This window comes from Micromonospora sp. WMMD730 (genome assembly GCF_049178955.1).
GTDB classification, from domain to species: Bacteria; Actinomycetota; Actinomycetes; order Mycobacteriales; family Micromonosporaceae; genus Micromonospora; species Micromonospora wenchangensis.
In genome coordinates this window covers 3,004,197-3,029,512 of record NZ_JBMHML010000002.1, presented here as the reverse complement: position 1 = coordinate 3,029,512, position 25,316 = coordinate 3,004,197, and the positions used below count along the sequence as shown (strand labels likewise).

At 74.1% G+C, this 25,316-nt stretch carries 24 protein-coding genes; 10 read left to right on the top strand and 14 right to left on the bottom strand.

The features are described 5' to 3' along the window. Position 1: 1 nt before the first annotated feature. From ACN265_RS13260 to ACN265_RS13245, 4 genes are all read right to left on the bottom strand, one after another. Positions 2 to 796: an aminoglycoside N(3)-acetyltransferase gene (locus tag ACN265_RS13260; RefSeq protein WP_421407736.1), complete on the bottom strand. Its 795-nt coding sequence runs from the start codon at positions 794 to 796 to the stop codon at positions 2 to 4. Then, positions 787 to 3,111, bottom strand: a complete 2,325-nt coding sequence (locus ACN265_RS13255) for an FxsB family cyclophane-forming radical SAM/SPASM peptide maturase (protein WP_421407735.1) — start codon at positions 3,109 to 3,111, stop codon at positions 787 to 789. Before ACN265_RS13255 ends, ACN265_RS13260 begins: the two co-directional genes overlap by 10 nt. Then, the gene (locus tag ACN265_RS13250) at positions 3,083 to 3,214 is read right to left on the bottom strand and encodes a hypothetical protein (RefSeq protein WP_269757004.1); all 132 of its coding nucleotides are present in this window, start codon (positions 3,212 to 3,214) and stop codon (positions 3,083 to 3,085) included. Before ACN265_RS13250 ends, ACN265_RS13255 begins: the two co-directional genes overlap by 29 nt. 139 nt (positions 3,215 to 3,353) lie before the next feature. Then, positions 3,354 to 4,256: a DUF4231 domain-containing protein gene (locus ACN265_RS13245; protein WP_421407733.1), complete on the bottom strand. Its 903-nt coding sequence runs from the start codon at positions 4,254 to 4,256 to the stop codon at positions 3,354 to 3,356. Between the two features lie 470 nt (positions 4,257 to 4,726). Here ACN265_RS13245 and ACN265_RS13240 point away from each other — a divergent pair, with 470 nt between their 5' ends. From ACN265_RS13240 to ACN265_RS13210, 7 genes are all read left to right on the top strand, one after another. Then, positions 4,727 to 6,790 (top strand): M4 family metallopeptidase, encoded by a 2,064-nt coding sequence (locus ACN265_RS13240; protein WP_421407732.1) that lies wholly within the window; start codon positions 4,727 to 4,729, stop codon positions 6,788 to 6,790. A 257-nt stretch (positions 6,791 to 7,047) separates the two neighbouring features. Continuing rightward, complete coding sequence (locus ACN265_RS13235) at positions 7,048 to 7,473, top strand: TOBE domain-containing protein (RefSeq protein WP_420117035.1); 426 nt, start codon at positions 7,048 to 7,050, stop codon at positions 7,471 to 7,473. Further along, positions 7,470 to 8,300 (top strand): molybdate ABC transporter substrate-binding protein, encoded by an 831-nt coding sequence (gene modA / locus ACN265_RS13230; RefSeq protein WP_421407731.1) that lies wholly within the window; start codon positions 7,470 to 7,472, stop codon positions 8,298 to 8,300. The genes ACN265_RS13235 and modA overlap by 4 nt, the downstream gene beginning before the upstream one ends. Beyond that, positions 8,276 to 9,106 (top strand): ABC transporter permease, encoded by an 831-nt coding sequence (locus tag ACN265_RS13225; RefSeq protein WP_421411482.1) that lies wholly within the window; start codon positions 8,276 to 8,278, stop codon positions 9,104 to 9,106. The genes modA and ACN265_RS13225 overlap by 25 nt, the downstream gene beginning before the upstream one ends. Next, positions 9,103 to 10,164, top strand: a complete 1,062-nt coding sequence (locus tag ACN265_RS13220) for an ABC transporter ATP-binding protein (RefSeq protein ID WP_421407729.1) — start codon at positions 9,103 to 9,105, stop codon at positions 10,162 to 10,164. The genes ACN265_RS13225 and ACN265_RS13220 overlap by 4 nt, the downstream gene beginning before the upstream one ends. Before the next feature lie 170 nt (positions 10,165 to 10,334). Next, the gene (locus tag ACN265_RS13215) at positions 10,335 to 10,784 is read left to right on the top strand and encodes a CBS domain-containing protein (RefSeq protein WP_357768087.1); all 450 of its coding nucleotides are present in this window, start codon (positions 10,335 to 10,337) and stop codon (positions 10,782 to 10,784) included. Then, positions 10,781 to 12,079, top strand: coding sequence for an ArsB/NhaD family transporter (locus tag ACN265_RS13210; RefSeq protein WP_357768090.1), 1,299 nt, complete (start codon positions 10,781 to 10,783; stop codon positions 12,077 to 12,079). The genes ACN265_RS13215 and ACN265_RS13210 overlap by 4 nt, the downstream gene beginning before the upstream one ends. Here the strand turns inward: ACN265_RS13210 and ACN265_RS13205 are convergent. The 8 genes from ACN265_RS13205 to ACN265_RS13170 all read right to left on the bottom strand — a co-directional run bounded on the left by ACN265_RS13205 (position 12,061) and on the right by ACN265_RS13170 (position 21,000). Further along, on the bottom strand, positions 12,061 to 13,341 hold the full coding sequence (locus ACN265_RS13205) for a cation:proton antiporter (protein WP_421407728.1): 1,281 nt from the start codon (positions 13,339 to 13,341) through the stop codon (positions 12,061 to 12,063). The genes ACN265_RS13210 and ACN265_RS13205 overlap by 19 nt on opposite strands. Before the next feature lie 112 nt (positions 13,342 to 13,453). Further along, on the bottom strand, positions 13,454 to 14,782 hold the full coding sequence (nhaA, locus tag ACN265_RS13200; protein WP_421407727.1) for a Na+/H+ antiporter NhaA: 1,329 nt from the start codon (positions 14,780 to 14,782) through the stop codon (positions 13,454 to 13,456). Between the two features lie 129 nt (positions 14,783 to 14,911). Continuing rightward, entirely contained in the window at positions 14,912 to 16,051 is a 1,140-nt protein-coding gene (locus ACN265_RS13195; protein ID WP_421407726.1) for an FUSC family protein, read from the bottom strand. Positions 16,052 to 16,059: 8 nt separating this feature from the next. Then, positions 16,060 to 16,470, bottom strand: coding sequence for a sensory rhodopsin transducer (locus ACN265_RS13190; RefSeq protein ID WP_420117041.1), 411 nt, complete (start codon positions 16,468 to 16,470; stop codon positions 16,060 to 16,062). Then, positions 16,467 to 17,675: a D-arabinono-1,4-lactone oxidase gene (locus ACN265_RS13185; RefSeq protein ID WP_421407724.1), complete on the bottom strand. Its 1,209-nt coding sequence runs from the start codon at positions 17,673 to 17,675 to the stop codon at positions 16,467 to 16,469. The genes ACN265_RS13190 and ACN265_RS13185 overlap by 4 nt, the downstream gene beginning before the upstream one ends. A gap of 110 nt (positions 17,676 to 17,785) precedes the next feature. Next, the gene (htpG, locus tag ACN265_RS13180) at positions 17,786 to 19,687 is read right to left on the bottom strand and encodes a molecular chaperone HtpG (protein WP_363657642.1); all 1,902 of its coding nucleotides are present in this window, start codon (positions 19,685 to 19,687) and stop codon (positions 17,786 to 17,788) included. A gap of 65 nt (positions 19,688 to 19,752) precedes the next feature. Beyond that, entirely contained in the window at positions 19,753 to 20,421 is a 669-nt protein-coding gene (locus ACN265_RS13175; RefSeq protein ID WP_421407723.1) for a class I SAM-dependent DNA methyltransferase, read from the bottom strand. A 39-nt stretch (positions 20,422 to 20,460) separates the two neighbouring features. Continuing rightward, positions 20,461 to 21,000: a DinB family protein gene (locus ACN265_RS13170; protein ID WP_421407722.1), complete on the bottom strand. Its 540-nt coding sequence runs from the start codon at positions 20,998 to 21,000 to the stop codon at positions 20,461 to 20,463. A gap of 83 nt (positions 21,001 to 21,083) precedes the next feature. On the opposite strand from ACN265_RS13170, the gene smpB reads away from it, so the two are divergent. Next, on the top strand, positions 21,084 to 21,587 hold the full coding sequence (gene smpB / locus ACN265_RS13165) for an SsrA-binding protein SmpB (protein ID WP_420117045.1): 504 nt from the start codon (positions 21,084 to 21,086) through the stop codon (positions 21,585 to 21,587). Between the two features lie 27 nt (positions 21,588 to 21,614). Here the strand turns inward: smpB and ACN265_RS13160 are convergent, their stop codons facing one another. Continuing rightward, entirely contained in the window at positions 21,615 to 22,469 is an 855-nt protein-coding gene (locus ACN265_RS13160; RefSeq protein WP_421407721.1) for a hypothetical protein, read from the bottom strand. 247 nt (positions 22,470 to 22,716) lie between these two features. Here ACN265_RS13160 and ACN265_RS13155 point away from each other — a divergent pair, with 247 nt between their 5' ends. Then, positions 22,717 to 23,289, top strand: coding sequence for a winged helix-turn-helix domain-containing protein (locus tag ACN265_RS13155; protein ID WP_204928523.1), 573 nt, complete (start codon positions 22,717 to 22,719; stop codon positions 23,287 to 23,289). Next, positions 23,286 to 24,548: an MFS transporter gene (locus ACN265_RS13150; RefSeq protein ID WP_421407719.1), complete on the top strand. Its 1,263-nt coding sequence runs from the start codon at positions 23,286 to 23,288 to the stop codon at positions 24,546 to 24,548. Before ACN265_RS13155 ends, ACN265_RS13150 begins: the two co-directional genes overlap by 4 nt. 296 nt (positions 24,549 to 24,844) lie before the next feature. Here the strand turns inward: ACN265_RS13150 and ACN265_RS13145 are convergent, their stop codons facing one another. After that, on the bottom strand, positions 24,845 to 25,258 hold the full coding sequence (locus tag ACN265_RS13145) for a type II toxin-antitoxin system Phd/YefM family antitoxin (RefSeq protein WP_204928522.1): 414 nt from the start codon (positions 25,256 to 25,258) through the stop codon (positions 24,845 to 24,847). Between the last annotated feature and the right edge of the window lie 58 nt (positions 25,259 to 25,316).

Below are 25,316 nucleotides of genomic sequence, written 5' to 3'. Positions count from 1 at the left end.
TTCACGCCAGTCGGTGCGCATCCATCCACCCCCGGGCGAGGTCGACCGCGCGGCGCAGCCGTACACAGTGACCGTCGGCGGCGCCCACCGGCCCGGAGCGGACCGCCCCGTCGGCCACCACGGCCGCCCCGATCCGCGGGAAGTCGCCGTCGTCCAGGTGCGGGGCGCGGAAGTCCCGGCGGACCCGGCGACCCTGCGGGTCACGCAGGTAGCAGCGGTACGCCCGGTGCGGTGCGGGCCGGGCGCACCGGTACTCGGCGAGGTGGAACGCGGTGCACACCGACCAGTCGACGCCGAGCAGCAGGACCAGGGCGTCGGCGGCGTACAGCGCGCCCAGGGGGGACCGGTCGCCGAGGTGGCAGTCCAGGTCGTGCCGGGCGGTCAGGGTGGCGGCGGCCGGGCCGAGAGCGGCGAAGGAGGTCTGCGGGTGGGCGCTGCGCCGGGCGTCGGCCTGGCGGCGGACGTGTTCGGCGAACGCCCCCATCCCCTGGGCCGGGCTGTGCGCCGGATCGAACGGCGCGATGGTCGCCTCGACGGCGGCGGCCTGGGCCGGGGTCATCCCCGCCGTGGCGGCCCGGAACGCCGGTGAGGTCACCGAGTAGCCGGCGGTCTGCGTCGGCACGACCACCGTGCCGTGGTCACCGAGGGTGTCGCGCAGCGCGGCGAGGAGGGTGGCCGGCCCCGCCGGCTCGGGCCGGACCCGGGACAGCGCGCAGTGCACCAGCACGGTCGCGCCGGTGGGTAGTCCGAGCTTCCGCAGGTCGGCGGCGAGGGTGGCCCTGTCGTTCACCGCCATCCGTCCAGGGTGGCGCGCATCCGCCGGACGAACCGCTCGCCGTCGGCGGTGAGGCTGCCGAGGTCGAGCAGCGCGTCGACCGTCCCGTCGGTCCATTCCCGGTAGCGCCGGTGGTGTGCCGCCGCTTCGGCTCCCGGGCGGTGCCGCCACACGTCGGCGACGGCGAGGTGGGCGTAGACGCCGTGCAGCGCGCCTTCCACCGGCCTGGGGTCGTCGCGCCAGGGCACCCGTAGCCGCCGGGCGTCGGCGGGGTCGAACAGTTCGCAGACGTCGAGCACGGCATCCAGTTTGAGGTGTTGCACCTCGTGCACGAGCAGCACCGCCAGCGCGGCGTCGTCGGCGACGGGGGTGACGGCGACCGCGCCGAACGCGGACCGGGCGGCGGCGCTGCGGGAGCGGCCGGACGGGTCCGGCCGCAGCGGCACCACGGCGCGCAGCAGGGCGCGTACCCCGGCGGCGTATCCGGCGGCCTCGGTGTCGAGGCGGTCGACCGCCCGACGCACCTGCCGCGTCCAGCGGTCGGCGACCGCCGGGGTGAGCCGGGCCGCCACCGGCAGGTCGAAGCAGTCGCGGTACGGGTCGGTGTCCTCCAGCAGGACGGTCCCGTCGCCGGTGTGCGCCGCCCGGGTGGGCCGCCACCGGTCCGGGTGGGGTCCGACGGCCGGCCGGACCAGGACCCGTCGCCGGCCGGCCCGCAGCGCGACACCGCCGCCGGAGATCGTGACGGGCACCGTGGCGGCGTCGGTGTCCACCATGATCGCGCCGAGGGTCGGCAGGTGCACCGCGCCGGCCCGCACCGGCAGCACGAGGTCGGCGTCGACGCCGGCCCGGACCGCCGCGGCGGCGGCGACGGCGGCGAGGTGGGACAGGTCGCCCGTCGCCCCGGCCCGGCACCGCTGCGCCCACCGCCTGACGAACGGGTGGGTGAGCACGTGGTCGACGGCGTCGGGCGCGGACACGTCCAGCGCCACCAGCAGGTGCCAACCGGCCGCCGCGACCGGGTCGGCGGTGGCGGCGGGACTGAGCGCGACCGTCAGCGCGCGGGCGATGCCGTGGTGGACGGCGGCGAGCTGATCCACCGAGCCCGGGCCGCCCTGCCCGGAGCCGAGGTCGGCCAGGACGGCGGGGGGCAACGTGTCGACCGGCGGCTGCTGCGGCGACCCGGCGGGGACGGCGGTGGCCCGGATCAACGCGGCCAGGTCCGCGCAGTACGCCGACGGGTTGTCGAAACCGGTGGCCGAGCGGTAGCGGTGGGCGAACAGGCCCCCGCCGCAGCGGCGTACCAGCGGGCAGGAGCGGCAGGTGGCGCACAGGCCGGCCAGGCCGGTCTGCCGCACGGCGATGCCCGGATGGGCCGCCGCCTCGTCGACGGCGTGCCGGAACACGTCCAGGCCGGTGGCGGCGGCACCGTGGAAGGCGGACTTGAGCGAGTCGACCTGCTCGAAGCTGCCGTCGGTCTCCACCACGACCAGGTCCGCCGGGGCGAGCCCGACCGCCTCGGTGCCGGTGCTGCCGCCGGTGGCCGTGGCCAGCAGGGACTCCAGCAGCCGGATCGGCACCGGCCGCCCGTCGGCCAGCCAGCGCCGGTGGATGGTCAGCAGCCAGTCCGCGTACGGGGTGGTGGCCCCGTCGGGGCGGGCGGGCGGGCGGTCCCAGTTGGCGTGCGGCAGCAGGAAGTCGATCCGGGGCGGTTCCTCGGCGAGCAGCGCCTGGTAGACCCGCAGCGGGTCGTTGGCCAGGTCGACGGTGCACAGCAGCCCGGCGTAGGAGCTGCGGTAGGCGGGGCGACGCAGCAGGGCCAGTGCCCGGCGCACCTGGTCGTGGCTGCTCGCGCCGTTGGCGTACCGGCGGTGCCGGTCGTTGGCCGACCGGTCGCCGTCCAGTGAGACGCCCACCCTGACGTCGTGGGCGACGAGGACGTCGGCGATCTCGGCGGTGAGCAGCACGCCGTTGGTCTGCATCCGCAGGTCGAGCCGGGTCACCGGGTCGATCACCCGGCGCAGGATCGTGGCGGTGGTGGCGAGCCGGGCCGCACCGGCCAGCAGGGGTTCCCCGCCGTGCAGGACCACCCGGACCTCGGTGAGCCGGTGGGTGGTGGCGTGCTCGGCGATCCGCCGGGCGGTGGCCTCGACCGTGTCGGGCGTCATCAGCCGGGGTTGACGACGCCACGACTGGTCGGGGTGTTCGTAGACGTAGCAGTGGTCACATGCCAGGTCGCACCGGCTGGTCAGCTTGAGGACGTACTGGCGCAGCGGGGTGACCGGGGCGCGGGGCGCGGTGGCCGGGTCAGACGTGCGAGCTGAAGGACGCGACATCGACCCGGGTCGGGTGGGTGGCCCGGCGGTCGTCGATGCGGGCGACGGCGACGGCCCGCTCGACCGGGATCTGACCGAGCGGGGTGCGTCGCACGTCGCTCATCGGCGTCGGGAACGGATCGGACGGGCGTTGGGTGCGGTCCACGTCGGGCCCCCATCTTGTGTCGGAGGTGGACGGAGGTCCGCCCACGTCGACGACCAATCACGGATGTCGATGATGCTATCCGCCACAGCCCGTCATGTCACTGCTGCGCAGCGCCATCATCCTCGATCATCTTGGCCATCCAGGCCGCGTTGGACTGGGCGATGATCCGCTCGGCCTCGGCGACGAACGCCTCGTCGTCGGTCCAGCCCAGCCCGGCCGCCCGGGTCAGTCGCAGCCGGGTGAGCTGGTCGGCCGTCCGGGCGTACTCCAGGTGCTGTTGTTCGTGGCGTTCGGCCGCGCCGTAGCCGACCAGCGCGGTGGTGACCGCCGCGACCACCGGCACCCACGCGGTCAGGCCGAGCGCGTCACCGAACACCCCGACCACGGCGGAGAGCACGGCGGCCACGACGGTCAACGCGGTCGCCGCCCGGCCGATCCGGGCGGCGGCGCGAGCGGCCTGCCGGGCCGCCGGCAGGTAGTAGCCGTCGACCTGCCGCTGCACCCGTTCGGCCAGGTAGCTCGGCAGGCCGGTGACCGGGGGCAGCGGACGGTCGGCCGGGGTGCCGTCGAGGGTGTGCCCGACCAGGTCGCCGACGCCGTCCACGAGCAGTCCGTAGCGGTGCAGCAGGACGGCGTCGGCGTCGGCACCGGCGTAGGGGGCGACGCGGGCGAGGTAGCGGTACAGCTCCGCCTTGGACGCCTCGGAGACCGCCCGGAGCCGGGTCCAGACGGCCACCGCGTCGCGGGAGGCGCGGCGGCCGAGCACCGGCACCAGCAGCAGCGACACGGCGGCGACGAGCGCGAGCACCCGGCCGGCGGTGGGCGCGGACGTGGCCAGCCGGGCCGCCGCGGTGCCGGCGACGGCAGCGGCGGCCGTCAGCGCGGCGACCGCCCGCCGCCCGGTGGTGATCCGTCGCTTGGCCCGTCGGGCGGCCTGCGACCAGTCGCCCTGCCCCCGCCAGACCTGCCCGGCGGCGAGGGATCCGTCGATGTCCGGCACAGCCGCATGGTAGGCGACCGGTGCCCGTCCGGCCCGCACCCGACGGGCCGGGCACACGCCCCGCCGGGCCGGGCACGACGGACCCGGCGAAGGTGTCGCACCGCTGGTCGGCGGGTGTATGTGCATCCGGCGCGCGTTCCGGCGAAAACCCGCAACTGGGGCGGTCGGCGGGACCGAGATCGACGGGGATGACCTGTTCAGACCGGGGTGGCCGAGGGTCGTTCATCACCTGGCAACAGGGGTTTCGGCAGTCCGACGGCATGGTTGCCCAGGTCAACCCATTGATATGGATGCCTGCCCGTGTGATCGTGCCTCCAGCAGTCGCCAACCCCCGGCGACACGCGACGGACAGTCACCCCCACCGGGCCCGCCGGCAGCCCGGAGACCACCCGTCGCGGCCACGCCTCACGCAGCATCGGCGCGCGACCCCACCGGGCACCGCGACGCCGCCCGAGAACAGGAGCATCCCCTTGACGCTCTCACCCCGCCTCGTCGCGCTCTCCGGCGCGGTCGCGGCCGGCCTGATCGCCGCGGGCACCGCCGCGGCGGTCCAGGCCGCGCCGTCCCACCCCGCCCCCGACCCGGCCCAGGCCCGGGCCGCCGCCGTCGGCGCGGCCAGCTCGCTGGTCGCCAGCCGCCCCGCCTACCTGCACGCCAGCGCCGACGACACGTTCGTGCAGCGGCCGGTCATCGCCTCCGAAGGCATCCAGTACGTCCCCTACGAACGCACCTACAAGGGCCTGCGCGTGGTCGGCGGGGACTTCGTCCTGGCGACCACCGCCACCGGCGAGGTCACCTACGCCTCCGTCGCCCAGCAGCAGAGCATCGGGAACCTGTCCACCACGCCGAAGCTCACCGCCGCCGCCGCCGAGCGGACCGCCCGCGCCCGGCTGCGCACGGTCAGCGGCGTCGAGGGCACCACGCTGGTCGTGCACACCCTCGGCGCCCGGCCCGCGCTGGCCTGGGAGACCACCGTCACCGGCACCGGCGCGGACGGCCCCAGCCGGCTGACCGTCGACGTGGACGCCGCCACCGGCGCGGTGCTGGACACCCAGGAGCACGTCGTACGGGGCACCGGCACCGGGGCGTGGAACGGCCCGGTCACCCTCAACACCACCCAGTCCGGCAGCACCTACTCCCTCAGGGACCCGAGCACCACCAACCTGAGCTGCCAGGACGCCGCGAACAACACGGTCTTCTCCGGCCCGGACGACGTCTGGGGCAACGGCACCGGCACCAACAAGGAGACCGGCTGCGTCGACGCCCTGTTCTCGGCGCAGACCGAGCACAAGATGCTGTCGCAGTGGCTGGGCCGCAACGGCGCCAACGGCAGCGGTGGCGCGTGGCCCATCCGGGTCGGGCTCAACGACCAGAACGCCTACTACGACGGCTCCCAGGTGCAGATCGGCAAGAACACCGCGGGGCAGTGGATCGGCTCGCTCGACGTGGTGGCCCACGAGATCGGCCACGGCATCGACGACACCACCCCCGGCGGCATCTCCCGGGGCAACACCCAGGAGTTCGTCGCCGACACCTTCGGCGCGGCCACCGAGTGGTTCGCCAACGAGCCGTCCACCTACGACGCGCCGGACTTCCTCGTCGGCGAGAAGATCAACCTGGTCGGCAGCGGCCCGATCCGCAACATGTACAACCCGTCCGCGCTCGGCGACGCGAACTGCTACTCCAGCAGCATCCCGAGCCAGGAGGTGCACGCGGCGGCCGGTCCGGGCAACCACTGGTTCTACCTGCTGGCCATGGGCAGCAACCCGACCAACGGGCAGCCGACCAGCCCCACCTGCAACAGCAGCACGGTGACCGGCCTCGGCATCCAGAAGGCCATCAAGATCATGTACAACGCGATGCTGATCAAGACGACCACCTCGTCGTACCTGAAGTACCGCACCTGGACGTTGCAGGCCGCCAAGACCCTCTACCCGGGCAGCTGCACCGAGTTCAACACGGTCAAGGCCGCCTGGGACGCGGTGAGCGTGCCGGCGCAGTCCGCCGACCCGACCTGCACCGGCGGCACCCCGACGCCCACCCCGACGGCGACCTCCACCCCGACGCCCACCCCGACCTCGGGCGGCTGCTCGGGCCAGAAGCTGACCAACCCCGGCTTCGAGTCCGGCGGCACCGGCTGGACCGCCACCTCGGGCGTGATCACCTCGTCGGCCAGCCAGGCCGCGCACGGTGGCTCGTACAAGGCGTGGCTCAACGGGTACGGCTCGACCCACACCGACACCGTCACCCAGTCGGTGGCGATCCCGGCCGGTTGCCGGGCCACCCTGTCCTTCTGGCTGCACATCGACACGGCCGAGTCGGGCAGCACGGCGTACGACAAGCTGACCGTCAAGGCCGGCAGCACCACCCTGGCGACGTACTCCAACGTCAACGCCGCCAGCGGGTACGTGCAGCGCAGCTTCGACGTGTCCGCGCTGGCGGGCAGCACCGTCACCATCTCGTTCAGCGGAGTGGAGGACAGCAGCCTGCAGACGTCCTTCGTGGTGGACGACACCGCGCTCACCCTGAGCTGACCCTCCCACCGCCGGCAGCGGCCGGTCGTCGCCACCCGCGACGGCCGGCCGTCGGCGTTTCCACCCCACCGCTCCCCCGGTAGCCCGGCGGCCGCCGCGGCCCCACCCGCCGAGCCGACGACAGCCGAACCGGCCGGACCGACGCGGGCCGCTTCCGCTGGTAGCCGCGACTGCGGGCCGCAGACGGCCTCACCGTTCGCTTCTGCGAGGGATATACCTCCTTCCGCTCAGCAGATGCGGGTCGTTAGGGTGACCGGGTGAGCGTGTTCCGGATCAGCGAGGCCGCCGAGTTGCTCGGAGTCAGCGCCGACACCGTGCGGCGCTGGGTGGACGCCGGCCGGTTGCCCGCCCGGCGGGACACCCACGGCCACCGACTCGTCGACGGCGTGGACCTGGCCGGCTTCGTCCGCGCCCAGTCCGCCGCCCCCGACGAGGGGGCCGAGTTCTCCTCGGCCCGCAACCGGCTGCGCGGGATCGTCACCGCCGTCGTCCGGGACACCGTGATGGCCCAGGTCGACATCCAGGCCGGGCCGTTCCGGATCGTCTCCCTGATGAGCCGCGAGGCCGTCGACGAACTGGACCTGCGCGTCGGCTCGGTGGCCGTCGCCGTCATCAAGTCGACCACCGTCGTGGTGGAGCGGCCCGCGCCCACCGGCCCCACCAGGACAAGGACCGACCCGTGACCCGCTCCGACGGACCGCCCGCCCCGACCGCCGACCCGCCGGGCGGGCACCGTCGCGCCGTCGTCGTCCCCCTCGTCGCGGCCGTCCTCGCCCTGGCCGGATGCGCGGCCGGGAGCACCGCACCGGCCGCCGACGGTGGACCGCGCGGCACGCTGACCGTCTTCGCCGCCGCGTCGCTGACCGAGTCGTTCACCACCCTTGGCCGGCGGTTCGAGGCCGAACACCCGGGCACGACTGTCACCTTCAACTTCGCCGGCAGCTCCGCCCTGGCCACCCAGATCACCCAGGGCGCGCCCGCCGACGTGTTCGCCTCCGCCGCCCCGAGGAACATGGCCACCGTCACCGACGCCGGGCACGCCGCCGACGCCCCCACCGTCTTCGCCCGCAACCAGCTCGTCATCGCCGTGCCGCAGGGCAACCCGCAGCGCCTCACCGGGCTGGCCGACCTGACCCGCCCGGGGTTGAAGGTCGCGCTGTGCGCCGCCCAGGTGCCGTGCGGGGCGGCGGCCACCACCGCCCTGGACGCGGCCGGCGTACGGGTCACCCCGGTCACCCTCGAACAGGACGTCAGGGGCGCACTGGCCAAGGTGAGACTCGGCGAGGTCGACACGGCGCTGGTCTACCGCACCGACGCCCGCGCGGCCGACCGGGAGGTCGACGGCGTCGAGTTCCCCGAATCCGCCCGCGCCGCCAACGACTACCCGATCGTGGTGCTCACCGACGCGCCGAACCCCGTCGCCGCCCGCGCCTTCGTCGCGCTGGTCCGGTCGGCGTCCGGCCGGGCCGTCCTCACCGACGCCGGATTCCAGCCGCCGGCAGGCCCGTGACCGCGCCCACCCGTCGACGCGGCGCCGGTCAACGGGTGCCGGTCGCGCTGCTCGTACCGGCCGCCCTGGGGTTGCTGTTCCTGGTGCTGCCGCTGGGCGGCCTGCTGTTGCGCACCCCGTGGACGTCGCTGGGACCGCGCCTCACCGCACCCGGGGTACTCACCGCGCTGCGGCTGTCGGTGCAGTGCGCCACCCTCGCCACGCTGCTCTGCCTGGCGCTGGGCGTACCCCTGGCCTGGCTGCTGGCCCGGGTGGAGTTCCCCGGCCGGCGGCTGGTCCGGGCGCTGGTCACCGTGCCGCTGGTGCTGCCGCCGGTGGTCGGCGGGGTGGCGCTGCTGCTGGTCTTCGGCCGGCGCGGGCCGGTCGGCGGCTGGCTGGACGCCACCTTCGGCGTCACGCTGCCGTTCACCACCACCGGCGTGGTGCTCGCCGAGGCGTTCGTGGCGATGCCGTTCCTGATCATCGCGGTGGAGGGGGCGCTGCGCGGCGTCGACCACCGCTACGAGGAGGCCGCCGCCACCCTGGGCGCGGGCCGGTGGACCACCTTCACCCGGGTCACCCTCCCGCTGGTCGGCCCGGGGGTCGCCGCCGGGGCGGTGCTGTGCTGGGCCCGCGCGCTCGGCGAGTTCGGCGCGACCATCACCTTCGCCGGCAACTATCCGGGCCGTACCCAGACCATGCCGCTCGCCGTCTACCTGGCCCTGGAGACCGACCTGGAGGCCGCCGTGGTGCTCAGCCTGGTGCTGCTCACCGTCTCGGTGGTGATCCTCGCCGGGCTGCGCGACCGGTGGATCGGCGGCCCGTGACACCGCCGTTGCTCGACGGGCACCTGGTCGTCGACCGGGCCGGGTTCCGGCTGGACGTCCGGCTGCACGTCGCCGCCGGGGAGGTGGTCGCGCTGCTCGGCCCGAACGGCGCCGGCAAGACCACCGCGCTGCGCGCCCTGGCCGGGCTGCAGCCGCTCGACGCCGGCCGGCTACGCCTCAGCGGGGTGGAACTGGACCACCCGGACGCCCGCCGGTTCGTGCCACCCGAGCGGCGACCGGTCGGCGTGGTGTTCCAGGACTACCTGCTCTTCCCGCACCTGACCGCCCGGGACAACGTGGCCTTCGGCCCGCGCCGGCAGGGCCTGCCCCGGCGGGCCGCCCGAGCACGGGCCGACCGGTGGCTGGACCGGGTCGGCCTGGCCGGGTACGCCGGGCGGCGACCCCGGCAGCTCTCCGGCGGGCAGGCCCAGCGGGTCGCGCTGGCCCGCGCGCTCGCCGTCCACCCGACCCTGCTGCTGCTCGACGAGCCGCTGGCCGCGCTCGACGCCCGGACCCGGCTGGACACCCGCGCCGAACTGCACCGCCACCTCACCGACCATGCCGGGGCGGCCGTGCTGGTCACCCACGACCCGCTGGACGCGCTGGCGCTGGCCGACCGGCTGGTCGTCGTCGAGGACGGCCGGGTGGTCCAGGAGGGCGACGCCAGCGCGGTGACGACCCGGCCGCGCACCGACTACGTGGCCCGACTGGTCGGGCTCAACCTGCACCGGGGTCGGGCCGACGGGCATCTCGTCCACCTTGCCGACGGGTTCGCCGTGCCGACCGTCGACCGGCTCGACGGCGACGCCTTCGTGGTCTTCCCACCGACCGCCGTCACCCTGCACCCGGACCGACCCGGCGGCGACGCTCCGCACACCTGGCCGGCCACCGTCGCCGGGGTGCACCGGCACGGCGACCACCTGCGGGTGCAGCTCACCGGGCCGGTCAGCACCGTCGCCGACGTCACCCCGGCCGTCGCCGCCGGGCTGCGGCTGCTCCCCGGTCAGCAGGTCTGGGCGACCGTCCGGGCCGCCGATGCGCGCGCCTATCCGACCTGAGCGGCACATCGACCACCGGCTCTGCCTTCTCCACCGGCAGGGGCGGGGCGGCCGGGTGGCGACCGGTCCCCGGCGAAGGATGAATCTCGTACTAGGGTGACGGGAGGTGTGCCGGGAAGACTGGTCGGCGTGCGGTAGTCCATGCCCGAAGCACCTTTCGAGGAGTCGCCGTGCGCGCGAAAGACCTGGCGGTGCCGTTTCCCACGATCACCGTCGGTACACCCGTGCTGGAGGCGGCCCGGCTGCTCGCCGGGCACAACCTGCCCGGCCTGATCGTCGTCGACGCCGCTGACCGTCCCGTCACCGTGCTGGCGGGCACCCAGGTGCTGCGCCTGGTCATCCCCGGCTACTGCCGGGAGGACCCGACGCTGGCCCGGATGATCGACGAGCCGTCCGCGGACGTGTTCCTGCGCGGTGCCGAGGGTCGTACGGTAGCCGACCTGCTGCCCCACGAGCACCTCGAACCGCCCGTGGTCGAACCACAGGCCACGGTCCTGGAGATCGCCGCGGTAATGGCCCAGAAGCGCAGCCCGCTGGTCGCGGTCGCCGCCCGGGGCGCGGCGATGACGGGCGGAATCACCCTGGACGCACTGCTCGACCGGATGCTGGGCCCGGCGTGAGCGGCCTGGCCTGGACGGCAGTGGCCGTCTTCACCGTCGCGTACGTGCTGATCGCCACCGAGAAGATCCACCGGGTGGCCGCCGCCCTCGGCGGCGCGGCGGTGATGTTCCTGATCGGGGCCACCGACACCGAGCACGCCTTCTTCTCCGAGCGGTCCGGCATCGACTGGAACGTCATCTTCCTGCTCATCGGCATGATGCTCATCGTCGCGGTGCTCAAACGCACAGGCGCTTTCGAGTACGTCGCCGTGTGGGCGGCCAAGCGCGCCCAGGGGCGGCCGTTCCGGGTGATGGTGATCCTGGTGCTGATCACCGCCGTCGCCTCGGCGGCCCTGGACAACGTCACCACCGTGCTGCTCATCGCCCCGGTGACCTTCCTGGTGTGTGAACGCCTGGACGTGCCGGCGGTGCCGTTCCTCATCGCCGAGGCGATGGCGTCGAACATCGGCGGCACCTCCACCCTGGTCGGCGACCCGCCGAACATCATCATCGGCAGCCGGGGCGGGCTGAGCTACAACGACTTCCTGATCCACCTCGCCCCGCTGGTGGTGCTGCTGCTGGTGGTCTTCCTGGGCCTGTGCCGGGTGCTGTTCCGGCGGGCTTTCCGATACGACCCGACCCGCGCCGCGCAGATCGCCGCGCTGCGGGAGGGCGACGCGATCCGGGACCGCCGGCTGCTCGTCCTCGGGCTGGCGGTGCTCGGCGCGGTGACCGCCGCGTTCGTCCTGCACACCACCCTGCACCTCGAACCGGCGGTGGTCGCCCTGCTCGGCGGGCTGCTGCTGCTCGCGCTGTCCCGCCTGGATGTCGGGGAGGTCAGCCGGGACGTGGAGTGGCCCACCCTGGTCTTCTTCGCCGGCCTGTTCATCATGGTCGGCGCGCTGGTCAACACCGGGGTGGTCGAGCAGATCTCCCGGGCCGCGACCGACGCCACCGCCGACCGGCTGCTGCCCGCCACGATGGTGCTGCTGTGGGGATCGGCCGCGTTGTCGGCGATCGTCGACAACATCCCCTACGTCGCCACCATGAGCCCGGTCGTCGCCGACCTGGTCAACGCCAACGGCGACACCGCCCAGTCCCGGGTGCTCTGGTGGGCGTTGGCCCTCGGTGCCGACCTCGGTGGCAACGCCACCGCCGTCGGCGCGTCCGCCAACGTCGTGGTGCTGGGGTTGGCCGAACGCGCCGGGCAGCGGATCACCTTCTGGCAGTTCACCCGGTACGGGCTGGTCGTGACCCTGGTCACGGTGGGGCTGGCCGTGCCGTACCTGTGGCTGCGTTACTTCGTGCTGGCCTGACCGTCGTCGTCGCCGGCGCGGTCGGCCCCGTCTCCCGCCTCGGGGACCTTCACGGGGCGACCGGGCCTCCGCCACCGGTGCAGCACCCCGTGCCACGCCGGTGCCTCCCGGGCCTCGTCGAAGGCGCGCGCCACCACCACGTCGGTGGAGGAGTGCGCCAGGATGGAGATGACGATGGTCAGCGCGACCAGGTGGAACACCTCGTCGCCGGCGGCGATGCCGGAATCCAGGACCAGCAACCCGTAGACGACCGAGGCGAACCCCTTGGGCCCGAACCACATCGCGGCGGCCTGTTCGCGCAGGCCCAGCCCCGAGCGCAGGAAGGAGATCCACAACGCGAGTGGACGGGCCACCACGATCGCCAGCACCGCGAAGACCCAGCCGGCCCAGGAGATCTCGCCGAGGAACTCCACCGAGATCAGCGCGCCGAACACCAGCAGCGCGGCCAACTTCAACAACTCGGCGATGTTCTCCCCGAAGTGCTCGAACGCGGCCCGTTCCCGGGGCCCGAACGTGGCCACCGTGATCCCGGCGGCGAACGCGGCCAGGAACAGGTTGCCGTGGGTGACCCTGCCCAGCGCCAGCACGAGCAGACCGATGGCGACCCCGTTGAGCGGCGCGTACGCCGCCGACGCGGCGAACCACCGGGTCCGCTCCAACGCGATCGCCGCCAGCGGCACCAGCACCCCGATCAGCAGCCCCACCGCCAACTCGGTGCCCAACTCCCCCAGGTGCAGGTCGTCCGAGCCGGCCGCGACCGCGAGCAGCACCACCACGAACGGCAGCGCCAGGCCGTCGTTGACGCCGGACTCGACGTTGAGCAGGTGCCGCAGCCGGGCCGGGACCTTGTCGTTACCGACCAGCGCGGCGGCGAACACCGGGTCGGTGGGGGCCAGGACCGCGCCGATCAACAACGCCTCCGGCCAGTCCAGCCCGGCCACGTAGTGCGCGAGCACCGCCGTCACCAGCAGGGTCAGCGGCAGACCCCAGCCCAGGGCGCGTCCCGGCAGCCGCCACGCCGCACGCAGGTCGGCCCAGCCGACCCGCATTCCGTCGGTGAACAGCACCGCGAACAGCGCCAGCTCGGCCAGCTGCGCCACGATCGGCGAATCCGCCCGCAGGTGCAGCACCCCGCCGGTGTCCTCTCCGAGCAGAAACCCGGCTACCAGGAACAGCGCCGCCGTGGAAAGGATGGTCCGGTGGGCCAGCGCGGACACCAGAACCGCGGCGAGCAGGACGGCGGCGAAGCAGAGCAGCAGCACGGTGGGGCCTTCCGGGGGCGCGGACCAGCACGGTGCCGACCAGACTTCCCGGCGCTCCTCGGATCGCCGTGATCATAGCGGCCAGGTGGGCCGCACCGCTGCGGTGGCCGGGTCACCGCCCGGCGGGCCGCTCCGACTCCGGTTCGAAGACGTCCGGCACGCCGTCGCGGTCCAGGTCGACGCTCTCCGCCTCGTGCACCCGCCGGTAGACGCGGCCCCGGGCGCGCAGGATGACGCTGGCCAGCAGCGCGGACAGCAGGGAGCCGGCGAGTACGGCGATCTTGGCGTGGTCGTCCAGCTCACTACCCAGGCCGAAGGCGAGCTCCCCGATCAGCAGCGACACGGTGAAGCCGATCCCGCCGAGCAGCGCAAGGCCGAGCACGTCGAGCCAGTTGAGGCCTTCGTCGAGGTCGGCCCGGGTGAACCGGGACACCAGCCAGGTCGCGATCAGGATGCCGACCGGCTTGCCGATGATCAGGCCGACGACGATGCCGACCGCGACCCGGTCGGTCAACGCGGCGGCCAGTCCGGCGAGGCCGCCGACGGTGACGCCGGCGGACAGGAACGCGAAGACCGGCACGGCGATCCCGGCGGAGATCGGCCGGATCCGGTGCTCGAAGTGTTCGGCCAGGCCGGGGCCGGCGTTCGGGCCACCCGCCGCCGCGCTGCGGACCACCGGGACGGTAAAGGCGAGCAGCACCCCGGCCACGGTGGCGTGCACCCCCGACTCGTGCACCAACACCCAGGTGAGGGCCGCGAGCGGCAGCAGCAGCCACCAGGACCGCACGCGGCGCTGCACCAGGAACGCGAAGCCGGCAAGCGGCAGCAACGCGCCCAGCAGCGGGACGACGGACAGGTCGGAGGTGTAGAAAACCGCGATGATCATGATGGCGAGCAGGTCGTCGACCACTGCCAGGGTGAGCAGGAAGGTCCGCAACGCGGACGGCAGGAAGCGGCCCACCACGGCGAGCACCGCCAGGGCGAAGGCAATGTCGGTGGCCGTGGGGATGGCCCACCCCCGACCGGCGTCGCCCCCCGCTCCGGCGGCGATCACGTAGTAGAGCGCCGCCGGCACGATCACCCCGCCGACGGCCGCAGCCACCGGCACCGCCGCCCGGCGGGGGTCACGAAGGTCACCGGCGACGAACTCGCGCTTGAGCTCCAGACCGGCGACGAAGAAGAAGACGGCCAGCAGACCGTCGGCGGCCCAGGTGGCGAGGCTGAGATCCAGGTGCAGCGCCGCCGGGCCGACGGTGAGGTCCCGCAACGCCTGGTACTCCCCGGACCAGGGCGAATTTGACCAGATCAAGGCCATGAGCGCCGCGACGAGCAGGAGTGCGCCGCCCACCGTCTCCTTGCGGAGGATGTTGGAGATGCGGCTGGTCTCGCCCCACGAGCGGCGGGCGAACAGGCTGGTACGGCGCCGGTCGGCGTCGGTCACGGGAACTCCTCGTCGGCAGGGGTCGCGTCATCCATCGCCGACCAGACTTCCCGGCACACCAGCGCCAACCCTATCCGCCTCCGCGGCGAACACATCGACGTTCGCGACGGGGGCACAGGCACCCGCGCCTCAGTACCCGGCGGCGGCGCGACGAACCATCCGCCTGGCTTCGTCACGCGGCACCCCGGTGGCCCGCAGCAGGTCGTTGGCGACCGTCCGGAGCTGGGACACGACGATGGTGCCGGAGAACCCGACCTCCTGCCGGCAGGCGGCACCGGCCGCCCGGACGGCGTCGAGCACCCGTTCCCGGGCACGCACCGGCTCGCGGGTGCCGAGGAACTCCCCGCGCAGCAGCCGCACCGCCTCCCCGAGATCGGTCACGGCGACCGGCAACCCGGCCGGCACCGGCTCGTCGTCCCGCAGCGCGGTGCCGATCCGGCGGACCAACGACCGGCTGTTGCGGAAGGCCCGGTCCAGGTGGTGGGCACCCTGCCGGTAGGCGGCCAGCGCCCGGCGTCGCCGCCAGCGCACCGGGGAGAGCCGGACCACCTCGTCGGCGGCCTCGATCACCTCGCCGAGCCGGCGCAGTTCCGGCTCGGCGTCGCGCATCCGGTCCAGGACCCCCTCGACGGCGTCGGCGTCCCGACCCGCCAGGGCGCGTCCGGAGGCGGTCAGGTCCCGGGCGAACCGCTCCAGCGCCGGGCCGGCCACCCGGCGCACGGTGCGCAGCGGGTGCAGCGGGGCCAGCACGAGCACCACGAACAGACCCACCGCGCCGCCGATCAGCGCGTTGAGCGTGCGCGGCAGTTCCAGGTCCGGCGCGGTCGGGGTGAGCGTGGCGATCAGCACCGCCGTACCGCCGGCCTGGGTCATCAGCGCGCCGGTGCCCCGGACCAGCACCGCGACGGTGATCGCCAGAAAGACGATCACGCCGGTCTGCCAGGCGCCGGTGCCGACCAGCAGGATGAGCAGGTCACCGACGAGGATGCCGAGCACCACCCCGACGACCAGTTCGACGGTACGCCGGGCCCGGTTGCCCAACGCCGCGGCGATCACACCGACGGCGGCGGCCGGGGCGAAGGTCGGCTCCGCGTTGCCCAGCACCTCCCGGGCCAGCACCCAGGCCAGCGCCGCCGCCAGCCCCGCCTGCACCGCGACGATCAGGTACGTCTGCAACCGGCGGTGCGAGTCCCGCCCGACGGCGGAGATCCGGTCGCCGAGCCGGGTCGCCCCCGACCGCCCGTCGGCCACCCGGCCCGTCTGACCCATGGACCCGGTTACCCGGGACCGTCACCGACGAACCCGCCCGCTCCGGCCGGGTACGCCATCGTGGCGGCCAGCGCCAGCGCACCGGGCAGCCGGGTGTCCTGGCGCAGGAACTGCACCACCACCGGCACCGGCGAGCGCAGCAGGCAGCCGTACGGGCGGTCGAGGCGGACCGCCTCCGGATCGATCAGGTCGTTGAGGCGTACGTGTCGGATCCGGCGGGCGGCCACGGTGATCCGGTACGGCCCGACCGGTTCGGCGTCCTCGTAGTAGAGGTCGAACTCCACGTCGGCGTCGGTCGGTGTGGCGTTGAGCACGCAGAGCTGGTCGAAGCCCGTGAACTGCGGCTCCTCCCCGCTGCCCGGGAACGGGATGTGCCCGCCCGGCACCACCCACACCCGGGCCCCCACCTGCGGCGTCACACCGTCTCCAGCAGCCGGGCCAGGTCCGGGGTGAGGAACACCCCGTCCGGGTCGAGCCGGCGGCGGGCCGCCTGGAAGTCGTCCCACCGGGGGAAGAGCGGGCGCAGCTCGCGGGCGGTCAGCCAGTGCTTCTTGCCCCAGTGCGGCCGGCCACCGTACTGGCGGAACACCGCCTCCATGTCCCGGAAGTACTCCTCGTAGGGCAGGCCGGCGTTCTGCAGGCAGGCGATGGTGGTGGTGGGCCGACCGTGGGCGTTGCTCAACCAGATGTCGTCGGCGGCGACGGTACGCACCAGCACCCGCCAGGCGGCCACCCGCCGGTGCCGGGCCATGATCCGGCGGCGTACCTCGGCGAAGCAGGCCGGGAACGCCTCCGACGGCAGCATGTACTCGATCTCCTCGAAGCGCAGTGCCCGGTCCCGGGGGATGGTCCGGTGGGTGGGGCCCACCTCGTTCTCCCGGGTCCGCGCCGGTGCGGTGCCGGCACTGTCCCACACCCCCTGCTCCACCGGCGGCCGGTCGGCCCGGTTCATGGTGCGCACCTGGGTCTGGTCGCTGCGCGGATACCAGTAGAAGTCCATGTTGCGGTTGGTGTGCTGCAACTCGGCCAGGTGGTCGAGGGTCCAGTCGAGCCGGGCGCACCAGGTACGGCGGCGCAGGTCGTAGCGGGGCTGCACGTCCAGGGTCAGCCGGGTGACCACCCCCAGCGCGCCGAGCGACAGCCGCACCGCCGGCAGCAGCTCGGGGTGCCGCTCGGCGTCGACGTCCAGCACCTCGCCGGTGCCGGTGACCAGCCGCGCCCCGACGACCTGGGTGCTGAGGTTGCCGAAGCCCAGGCCGGTGCCGTGGGTGCCGGTGGCGGTGGCCCCCGCGATCGACTGGTAGTCGACGTCACCCAGGTTGTCCATGGCCAGCCCGGCGTCGTAGAGCCCCTCCCCCAGCGCCCGCAGCTTCGTGCCGCCCAGCACGGTGGCCCGGTCGCCGTCCTCGGCCAGCACCCCGGCCAACCGGTCCAGGCTGAGCAGCACGCCGTCGGTGCGCACCAGCGGGCTAGACGAGTGGCCGGAGCCGACCGGGCGGACCGTCGTGCCGTTCTCCCGGGCCCGCCGCACCAGCCGGCACACCTCGGCCTCGTCGGCCGGGTGGGCGTACCGGGCCGGGGTGAAGGTGAGGCTGCCGGACCAGTTGACGAACGCGTCTGCCACCGCACCGCCTCCTGCCGCCGGGCCCGGCGCTTACCCGACGTCCGGGCGGCTACACGCCGACCCCCGCCCGCTCCCGGCCGGGCGTCGGCCCGGCCGGGAGCGGAGGCGGATCAGAGGGTGCGGGCCAGCCGGTCGGCGAGCAGCCGGGCGAACCGGGCCGGGTCGGCCAGGTCGCCGCCCTCGGCGAGCAGCGCCGTGCCGTAGAGCAGTTCGGCGGTCTCGGTCAGCGCCGCGCTGTCGTCGCCCCGCTGGTGGGCGACCCGCAGGCCGGTGACCAGCGGGTGGGTCGGGTTGAGTTCGAGGATGCGCTTGACCGGCGGCAGTTCCTGCCCCATCGCCCGGTACATCTTCTCCAGGGTCGGGGTGATGTCGTGCGCGTCGCCGACGATGCACGCGGGCGAGGTGGTCAGCCGGGAGGAGAGCCGGACCTCCTTGACCGTGTCGGCGAGCGCACCGCCGAGGAAGGTGAGCAGTTCGGCGTACTCCTTGTTCTGCTGTTCCCGGGCGACCTCGGTGTCCTTGCGTTCCTGCTCGGTCTCCAGGTCGACCTGGCCCTTGGCGATGGAGCGCAGCGGCTTGCCGTCGAACTGGCCGACCCGCTCCACCCACACCTCGTCGACCGGGTCGGTGAGCAGCAGCACCTCGAAGCCCTTGGCCCGGAACGCCTCCAGGTGCGGCGAGTTCTCCAGCATGGTGCGGTTCTCGCCGGTGGCGTAGTAGATCTCGGTCTGGCCGTCCTTCATCCGCTCCACGTACCCGCCCAGCGTGGTGGGCTCGGTGTCGTGGTGGGTGGAGGCCACCGAGACCAGCTCCAGGATGGTCTCGGTGTTGTCCGGGTCCTCCAGCAGACCCTCCTTGACCACCCGGCCGAACTCGCCCCAGAAGGTGGCGAACTTCTCCGGGTTGCCGGTGCGCATGTCCTTGACCGTGGCGAGCACCTTGCGGACCAGCCGGCGGCGGACGATCTGGATCTGCCGGTCCTGCTGGAGGATCTCCCGGGAGATGTTCAGCGACAGGTCGTGCGCGTCCACCACGCCCTTGACGAAGCGCAGGTAGTTCGGCATCAGCGCGGCGCAGTCGTCCATCACGAACACCCGCTTGACGTACAGCTGCACCCCGCGCCGACCATCGGCCTGGTACAGGTCGTACGGCGCGTGCGCGGGCAGGAACAGCAGCGCCTCGTACTCGAAGGTGCCCTCCCCGCGCATGTGGATGGTCTCCAGCGGGTCGGTCCAGTCGTGGCTGACGTGCCGGTAGAAGTCCCGGTACTCCTCCTCGGCGACCTCGTCGCGCGGACGCGCCCAGAGCGCCTTGCGGGAGTTGAGGGTCTCCTCGGTGGGCTCGCCGCCGTCGACGCCCGGCACGGTGGTGCGGATCGGCCAGGCGATGAAGTCCGAGTACCGCTTGACGATCTGCCGGATCGTGGCGAGGTCGGCGTAGTCGTGCAGATTGTCCTCGTCGTCGGCGGGCTTGAGGTGCACGGTGACCGAGGTGCCCTGCGGGGCGTCGTCGACGGTCTCCACCACGTACGTGCCCTCGCCGCTGGACTCCCAGCGGGTGCCCTCGGCCTGCCCGGCCCGCCGGGTGAGCAGGGTGACCCGGTCGGCGACCATGAACGTCGAGTAGAACCCGACACCGAACTGGCCGATCAGCTCGCCGCCGGCGGTCTCCTTGGACTCCTTGAGCTTGCGCAGCAGCTCGGCGGTGCCGGAGCGGGCGATGGTGCCGATCAGCGAGACGACGTCCTCGCGGGACATGCCGATGCCGTTGTCCCGCACGGTCAGGGTCCGGGCCTGCGGGTCGGTGACCAACTCGATGTGCAGGTCAGAGGTGTCGACGTCGAGGTCGGAGTCGACCAGCGACTCCAGCCGGAGCTTGTCCAACGCGTCGGAGGCGTTGGAGATCAGCTCGCGCAGGAAGACGTCCTTGTGCGAGTAGATGGAATGCACCATCAGTTGCAGCAGCTGGCGTGTCTCCGCCTGGAACTCCAGCGTCTCGGTCCGACTGCTCACACCAACCTCCTCGTACGGGTGGGCCAGATCCGCGCAACAGGATACGAGGTGCCGTGGCGGCCCGGTCACGCCCGGTCGTCGTCCCGACGAACCAGCAGGCTGGCCTGCGGGGTGCGTTCCATGGCACCGGCGAACTCCTGCGGCGCGCGGCACATCCGGGCCTGCTCCGACAGTCCGGCGGCGCCCAGTAGCGCGGCCACGTGGTCCGGGCGGCGGCGACGGAAGGCCAGCGCCACCGGGTGGCCCCACGCCTCGGTGTAGCGGACCGTCTCGTCGCCGACCTGGAAGGCGAGCAGGGCGTGCCCGCCGGGGGCGAGGACCCGGTGGAACTCGGCGAACACCCGGGGCAGCCACTCGTCGGGCACGTGGATGACGCTGTACCAGGCGACCAGGCCGGCCAGCACGCCGTCGGCCACCGGCAGGTCCAGCATGGACGCCTCGACGAAGGTCAGGTCGGGATGGGCCAGCCGGGCCTGCGCCAACATGCCCGGGGACAGGTCGAGCCCGGTGACGGCCAGCCCGAGGTCGCGCAGGTGGCCGGTGATCCGCCCGGGGCCGCAGCCGACCTCCAGCACCGGCCCGCCCCCGCCGGTCAGCACGGTCTCGGCGAAAGCGGCGAGCATGGCCCGGTCGACCGGGCGGGCGGCCAGCTCACCACGGTTGCGGGTGGTGTATTCGGCGGCCATCGTGTCGTAGGAGGCGCGGGTCTCGGCGAGGAAGTCGGCATCGGTCACGGTCGCGGACCCTACCGGCCGCGCGGCTGCGCCGGAGGGTCAGCGGGAGGTCGTCGGGCGGGTGACGTCGTGCACGTGGTGCACCACGTCGTGCAGGAAGTAGACGGCGAAGCGGCGGACGGTGAACACCGAACCGTTGCTGCGCCGGCCCGGCCGGGCCCACTGCCCGGGCGTGACGGCGTCGAACGCGGCGGCGGTCGACTCGGCCTGTTCGGCGAGTTCCCCGGCCACCCGGGCCGGTGACTGGTGGAAGTAGTCGTCCTCGACGGCGGCGGCGTCCTGGTCCCAGTTGGGGAAGACCGGGTCGTCCTCGTCGAGCATCAGCGCCAGCCGACCCCGGAAGATCCGGCAGGTGTCCCGCACGTGGCAGGCGTACTCCACCGGCGACCAGACGGTCGGCTCGGGCCGCCGGGTCGCGTCGGGCCGGGACAGCACCTCCCGCCAGACCGGGACGGTGGCCCGCAGCAGACCCCCGGTGGCCTCGGCCCGCTGCGGCACGAAACCGCACTCGGCGCACCCGTCGTCGATGACGCCGGTCCAGTCCCGGTCCTCCGGCACGATCGCCGCCCACTCCGACATGCGGCGATCCTGCCACGCGGCTGCCGGGGCGGCACCGGCGGTAGGGTGTACGCCGCTGGCAGATCCGGGCGGAGGTGGTCGTCGTGGCACGGGACGCGGAGCGCACGCTGATCGCCGTCAACAGGAAGGCCCGGCACGACTACACCGTCCTGAAGACGTACGAGGCGGGCATCGTGCTGGTCGGCACCGAGGTGAAGTCGCTGCGCGAGGGGCGGGTGTCGCTGGTCGACGCGTTCGCCCAGGAACGCGACGGCGAGATCATGCTGTACGGCCTGCACATCGCCGAGTACGGCTTCGGCACCTGGACCAACCACCAGCCCCGGCGGACCCGCAAGCTGCTGCTGCGGCGGGTGGAGATCGGCCGCATCCTGGAGAAGTTGCGCGACCCCGGGGTGACCCTGGTGCCACTGTCGATGTACTTCAGCAACGGCTGGGCCAAGGTCGAGGTCGGGCTGGCCCGGGGCCGCCGCTCTTACGACAAGCGTCAGGTGCTCGCCGAACGCGACGCGAACCGGGAGATCGCCCGGGAGTTGGGCCGCCGGCTCAAGGGCCGACGACCGGCCGGCGAGGGCCGCCGGCCGGGCTGACCGTTTCCCCCGGAGCGCCCTGCGGGCTCAGCCGGGGGCGTGGTCGTCCGCTGCGGCGGTGTCGGCGGTGCCCGGGGCGCTGGCGAGCACGATCGCGGCGGCCACGGTGGTCAGGGTGGCCAGGACCGCCCAGGACAGCCAGCCGGCGCGGACGCCGTCGCCGAGCAGCAGCACCCCGGCGACCGAGGGGACGACGATCTCGACCGCCCAGAGCACGGCGGTGACCGGCCCGACCTGCCCGTGGCGCAGCGCGTGCGCGTAGAGGACCGTCCCGGCCACCCCGGAGATGACCAGTCCCCAGGTCACCGGCTCCAGCAGCAGGTCCCAGGCCGCCGCGCCGGGGTGGCCCAGCGGGTCGGGTGGCGGGGTCAGCGCCCGCGCGCACAGCGCGGTGATGCCCCAGGAGAGGCCGGCCAGGGTGGCGGCGACGACCGGCCGGGCGACCCGCAGGGCGGCGAGGCCGGCGAGCGCGGTCAGCACCGCCGCACCGGCCAGTCCGACCCGCAGTGCCATGGACGCGGTGACCGGTGGTTCGGGGCCGGCGGCCAGCGAGATGACGGTCAGGGCGGCGACGGTGAGCAGGATCGCCCCGGTGTCCCGGCGGCGCAGTCGCGCGCCGAGCACGATCCGGGCGATGACCACGGTGACGGCCAGCGAGCCGGCGGTGACCGACTGCACCGCGTACACCGGCAGTTTCTGGAGGGCGACCAGGGAGGCCAGCCAGGCCAGTGTGTCGCAGGCCAGGCCGGCGAGGTAGAGCGGGTGGCCGAGGGCGCGCAGGGTGCTGGCCCCGCGCCGGGCCCCGACGGCCTGCAGCACCGAGCCGACGCCGTAGCCGAACGCCGCGCCGAGGGCGAAGGTCAGCGCCAGGCCGGACGTCACGGCCCGCCCCCGACCCGGTCGAACGCCCCCGGCCCGGTGGACGCCGCCGACCCGGTTGCGGTGGTCACCGCCGGCACGGTCATCGGCACCGCCTCTGTTCCTGGTCCCGGCCGGGTCCGCGTCAGCCGTCGCTCCGTCGCATTCTCCCCGCCGCGTCCGCGCACCGCAGCGCGGCGCCACCGCGGCGCGCCCTCACAATTCCACAAGACTTCTTGTACTTCATGTCTTGTACTTCTAGGGTGGGCGCATGACGGAGGAACCCACCCGGCACCTGACCGACCCCCGGGCGATGCGCGCGCTCGCCCACCCGACCCGCTTGCGACTGCTCGGCGAGCTGCGGGTGCGGGGCCCGCGCACCGTCGGCATGCTCAGCGACGCCATCGACGAGGCGGTCGGTTCGGTCAGCTACCACCTGGGCAAGCTGGCCGAACACGGCTTCGTCGAGGAGGCCCCCGAGCACGCCCGCGACCGCCGGGAACACTGGTGGCGGGCGACACACGCCCGGACCTCCTGGGAGCCGGTCGAGATGCTCGCCGACCCGGAACGCCGGACCGCCTCCGACCTGCTGCGCCGCGCCGTGCTCGACCGGTACGCGGAACGCCTCGGCCACTACCTCGACGTCGAGGCGACCCTCGACCCGCAGTGGGTGCGCGGCACCGCCAGCAGCGACTCCTGGCTGCACCTGACCAGCGACGAGCTGATCGAACTGCGGGCCGACCTGGAGGCGCTGGCCGCCCGCTGGCAGGCCCGCAGCGACCCCGCCCGGCCGGGGGCCGAGACGGTGACGCTGATGTACCACGCCTTCCGGGACCCGCGGTGACGCCGCGTCGCCGCGCCCCGCTGGTCGGCCTGCTGCTCGGGCACACCGTCTCGCTCACCGGCAACATGCTCACCCTGATCGCGCTGCCGCTCTACGTGCTCGCCGAGACCGGCTCGCCCGCCGCCACCGGCCTGACCGGCGCGGCAGCCACCGTGCCGGTGGTGCTCGGCGGCGCGCTCGGCGGGGTGCTGGTGGACCGGATCGGCTACCGGCGGGCCAGCGTCCTGGCCGACGTGGTCTCCGGGCTGACGGTGGCGGCCGTGCCGCTGCTCGACGCCACCGTCGGCCTGCCGTTCTGGGCGCTGCTCGTGCTCGTCTTCGCCAGCGGCCTGCTCGACACCCCCGGGCAGACCGCCCGCAACGCCCTGCTGCCGGAGGCGGCCACCGCCGCCGGGGTGCCACTGGAGCGGGCCGTCGGCTGGTACGAGGCCAGCGAGCGGGGTGCCCGGCTGGTCGGCGCCCCGGTGGCCGGACTGCTCGTCGCCACCCTCGGCGCGCTGCCCGTGTTGGCCCTGGACGCCGCCACCTTCGCGGTCTCGGCGCTGGTCGTGGCGCTGCTGGTGCCCCGGTCGCTGCGTCCCGCCACGCCCACCGACCCGGCCGGCGGGGGCTACTGGCGGGAATTCGCCGCCGGGGTGCGGTTCCTGACCCGGGAGCCGCTGCTGCGCGCGGTGGTGCTGCTGGTGCTGGTGACCAACTTCTTCGACGCGACCAAGAGCAGCGTGCTGCTACCGGTGGTGGCCGACCGGGAACTCGGCGGGGCCACCGCGTTCGGCCTGCTGGTCGGCGCGATGGGCGGCGGCGCGCTGGTCGGGTCGCTGCTGTTCAGCGTGGTCGGCCACCGGCTGCCCCGCCGGGCCACCTTCGTCACCGCCTTCGCCGTCGCCGGTGGACCACCCTTCTGGGCGCTGGCCGCCGCGCCACCGTTGCCCTGGATCGTCGCGGTCTTCGCCCTGTCCGGATTCGCCGCCGGGGCGATCAACCCGCTGCTCGGCGCGGTGGAGCTGGAACGGGTGCCGGCCCACCTGCGGGCCCGGGTGTTCGGGGTGATCGGGGCGGGCTGCTGGGCCGGCATGCCGCTGGGCGCGCTCGCCGCCGGGATCGCCGTCGACGGCTTCGGCACCACGCCCGTCCTGCTCACCGTGGGCGGCTGCTACCTGCTGGTGGTACTCACCCCACTACTCGGCGGCCCGTGGCGCACCCTGAACCGCCCGAACACCCCCACCCACCCGACACGGACCCCCACACCGGTCGGCTGACCGACCCCGCCCCCGGCCGCCCCTGTTCCCCGGCCCCGGCCCGCCGCTCGTTCCCGGTGATCAAGAGGTTTGCGTCAACTTCGATCTTCACGTTGACGCAAACCTCTTGATCAGTTGACGCAAACTTCTTGATCACCCGGGCGGGGTGGACCGGGACCGGGCCAGGGTGGGATGGGGTGGGGGGCCGAGGCGGGACGCGGTGAGGTGGGGGCGCGACGCGTCTGGCGGCGGCCGTGCCGACACGGTGCGGCGCGGGGCGCGGGCAGGCCCCGGCCCGGGGGCGGGCGGCCCGGGAGTCAGTCGCGGCGTAGGTCGGCGTGGGCGGCGCGGAGCCGGTCCACGGCCGGGTCGGTGCCGGGTGGGACGTGCCGGTCGAGTGCGGCCCAGACCTCGGCGAGGGCGTCGGTCACGGCCCGCAGCTCGGCGGCGTGCCGCAGGGCGCCCTGCCGGTGCGACTCCTCCAGCCGGCGGGCCCAACCCGCCGTCACGGTGGCGAGGCGTTCACCGTCGGCGCGGGCCTGGGCGGCGCTGCGGGCGGCGGGGGCCGGCACGATCGCGGCGACCGGCCGGGGGTCGCCGTCGCGGGTGACCAGGGTGACCGTGTCGGTCAGCTCGGCCATCGCGATCAGCTGGGTCAGCCGGGTACGCAGCTCGCGCAGCGGCACGGATCGCGGTTGACCACTGTGGTGGGACAGCGCGGGGGCAGCCATGTCCCCATGGTCCGCCCCGGGTATGACATTTATCGCCATGACGGTCCGGGTGGGGTGG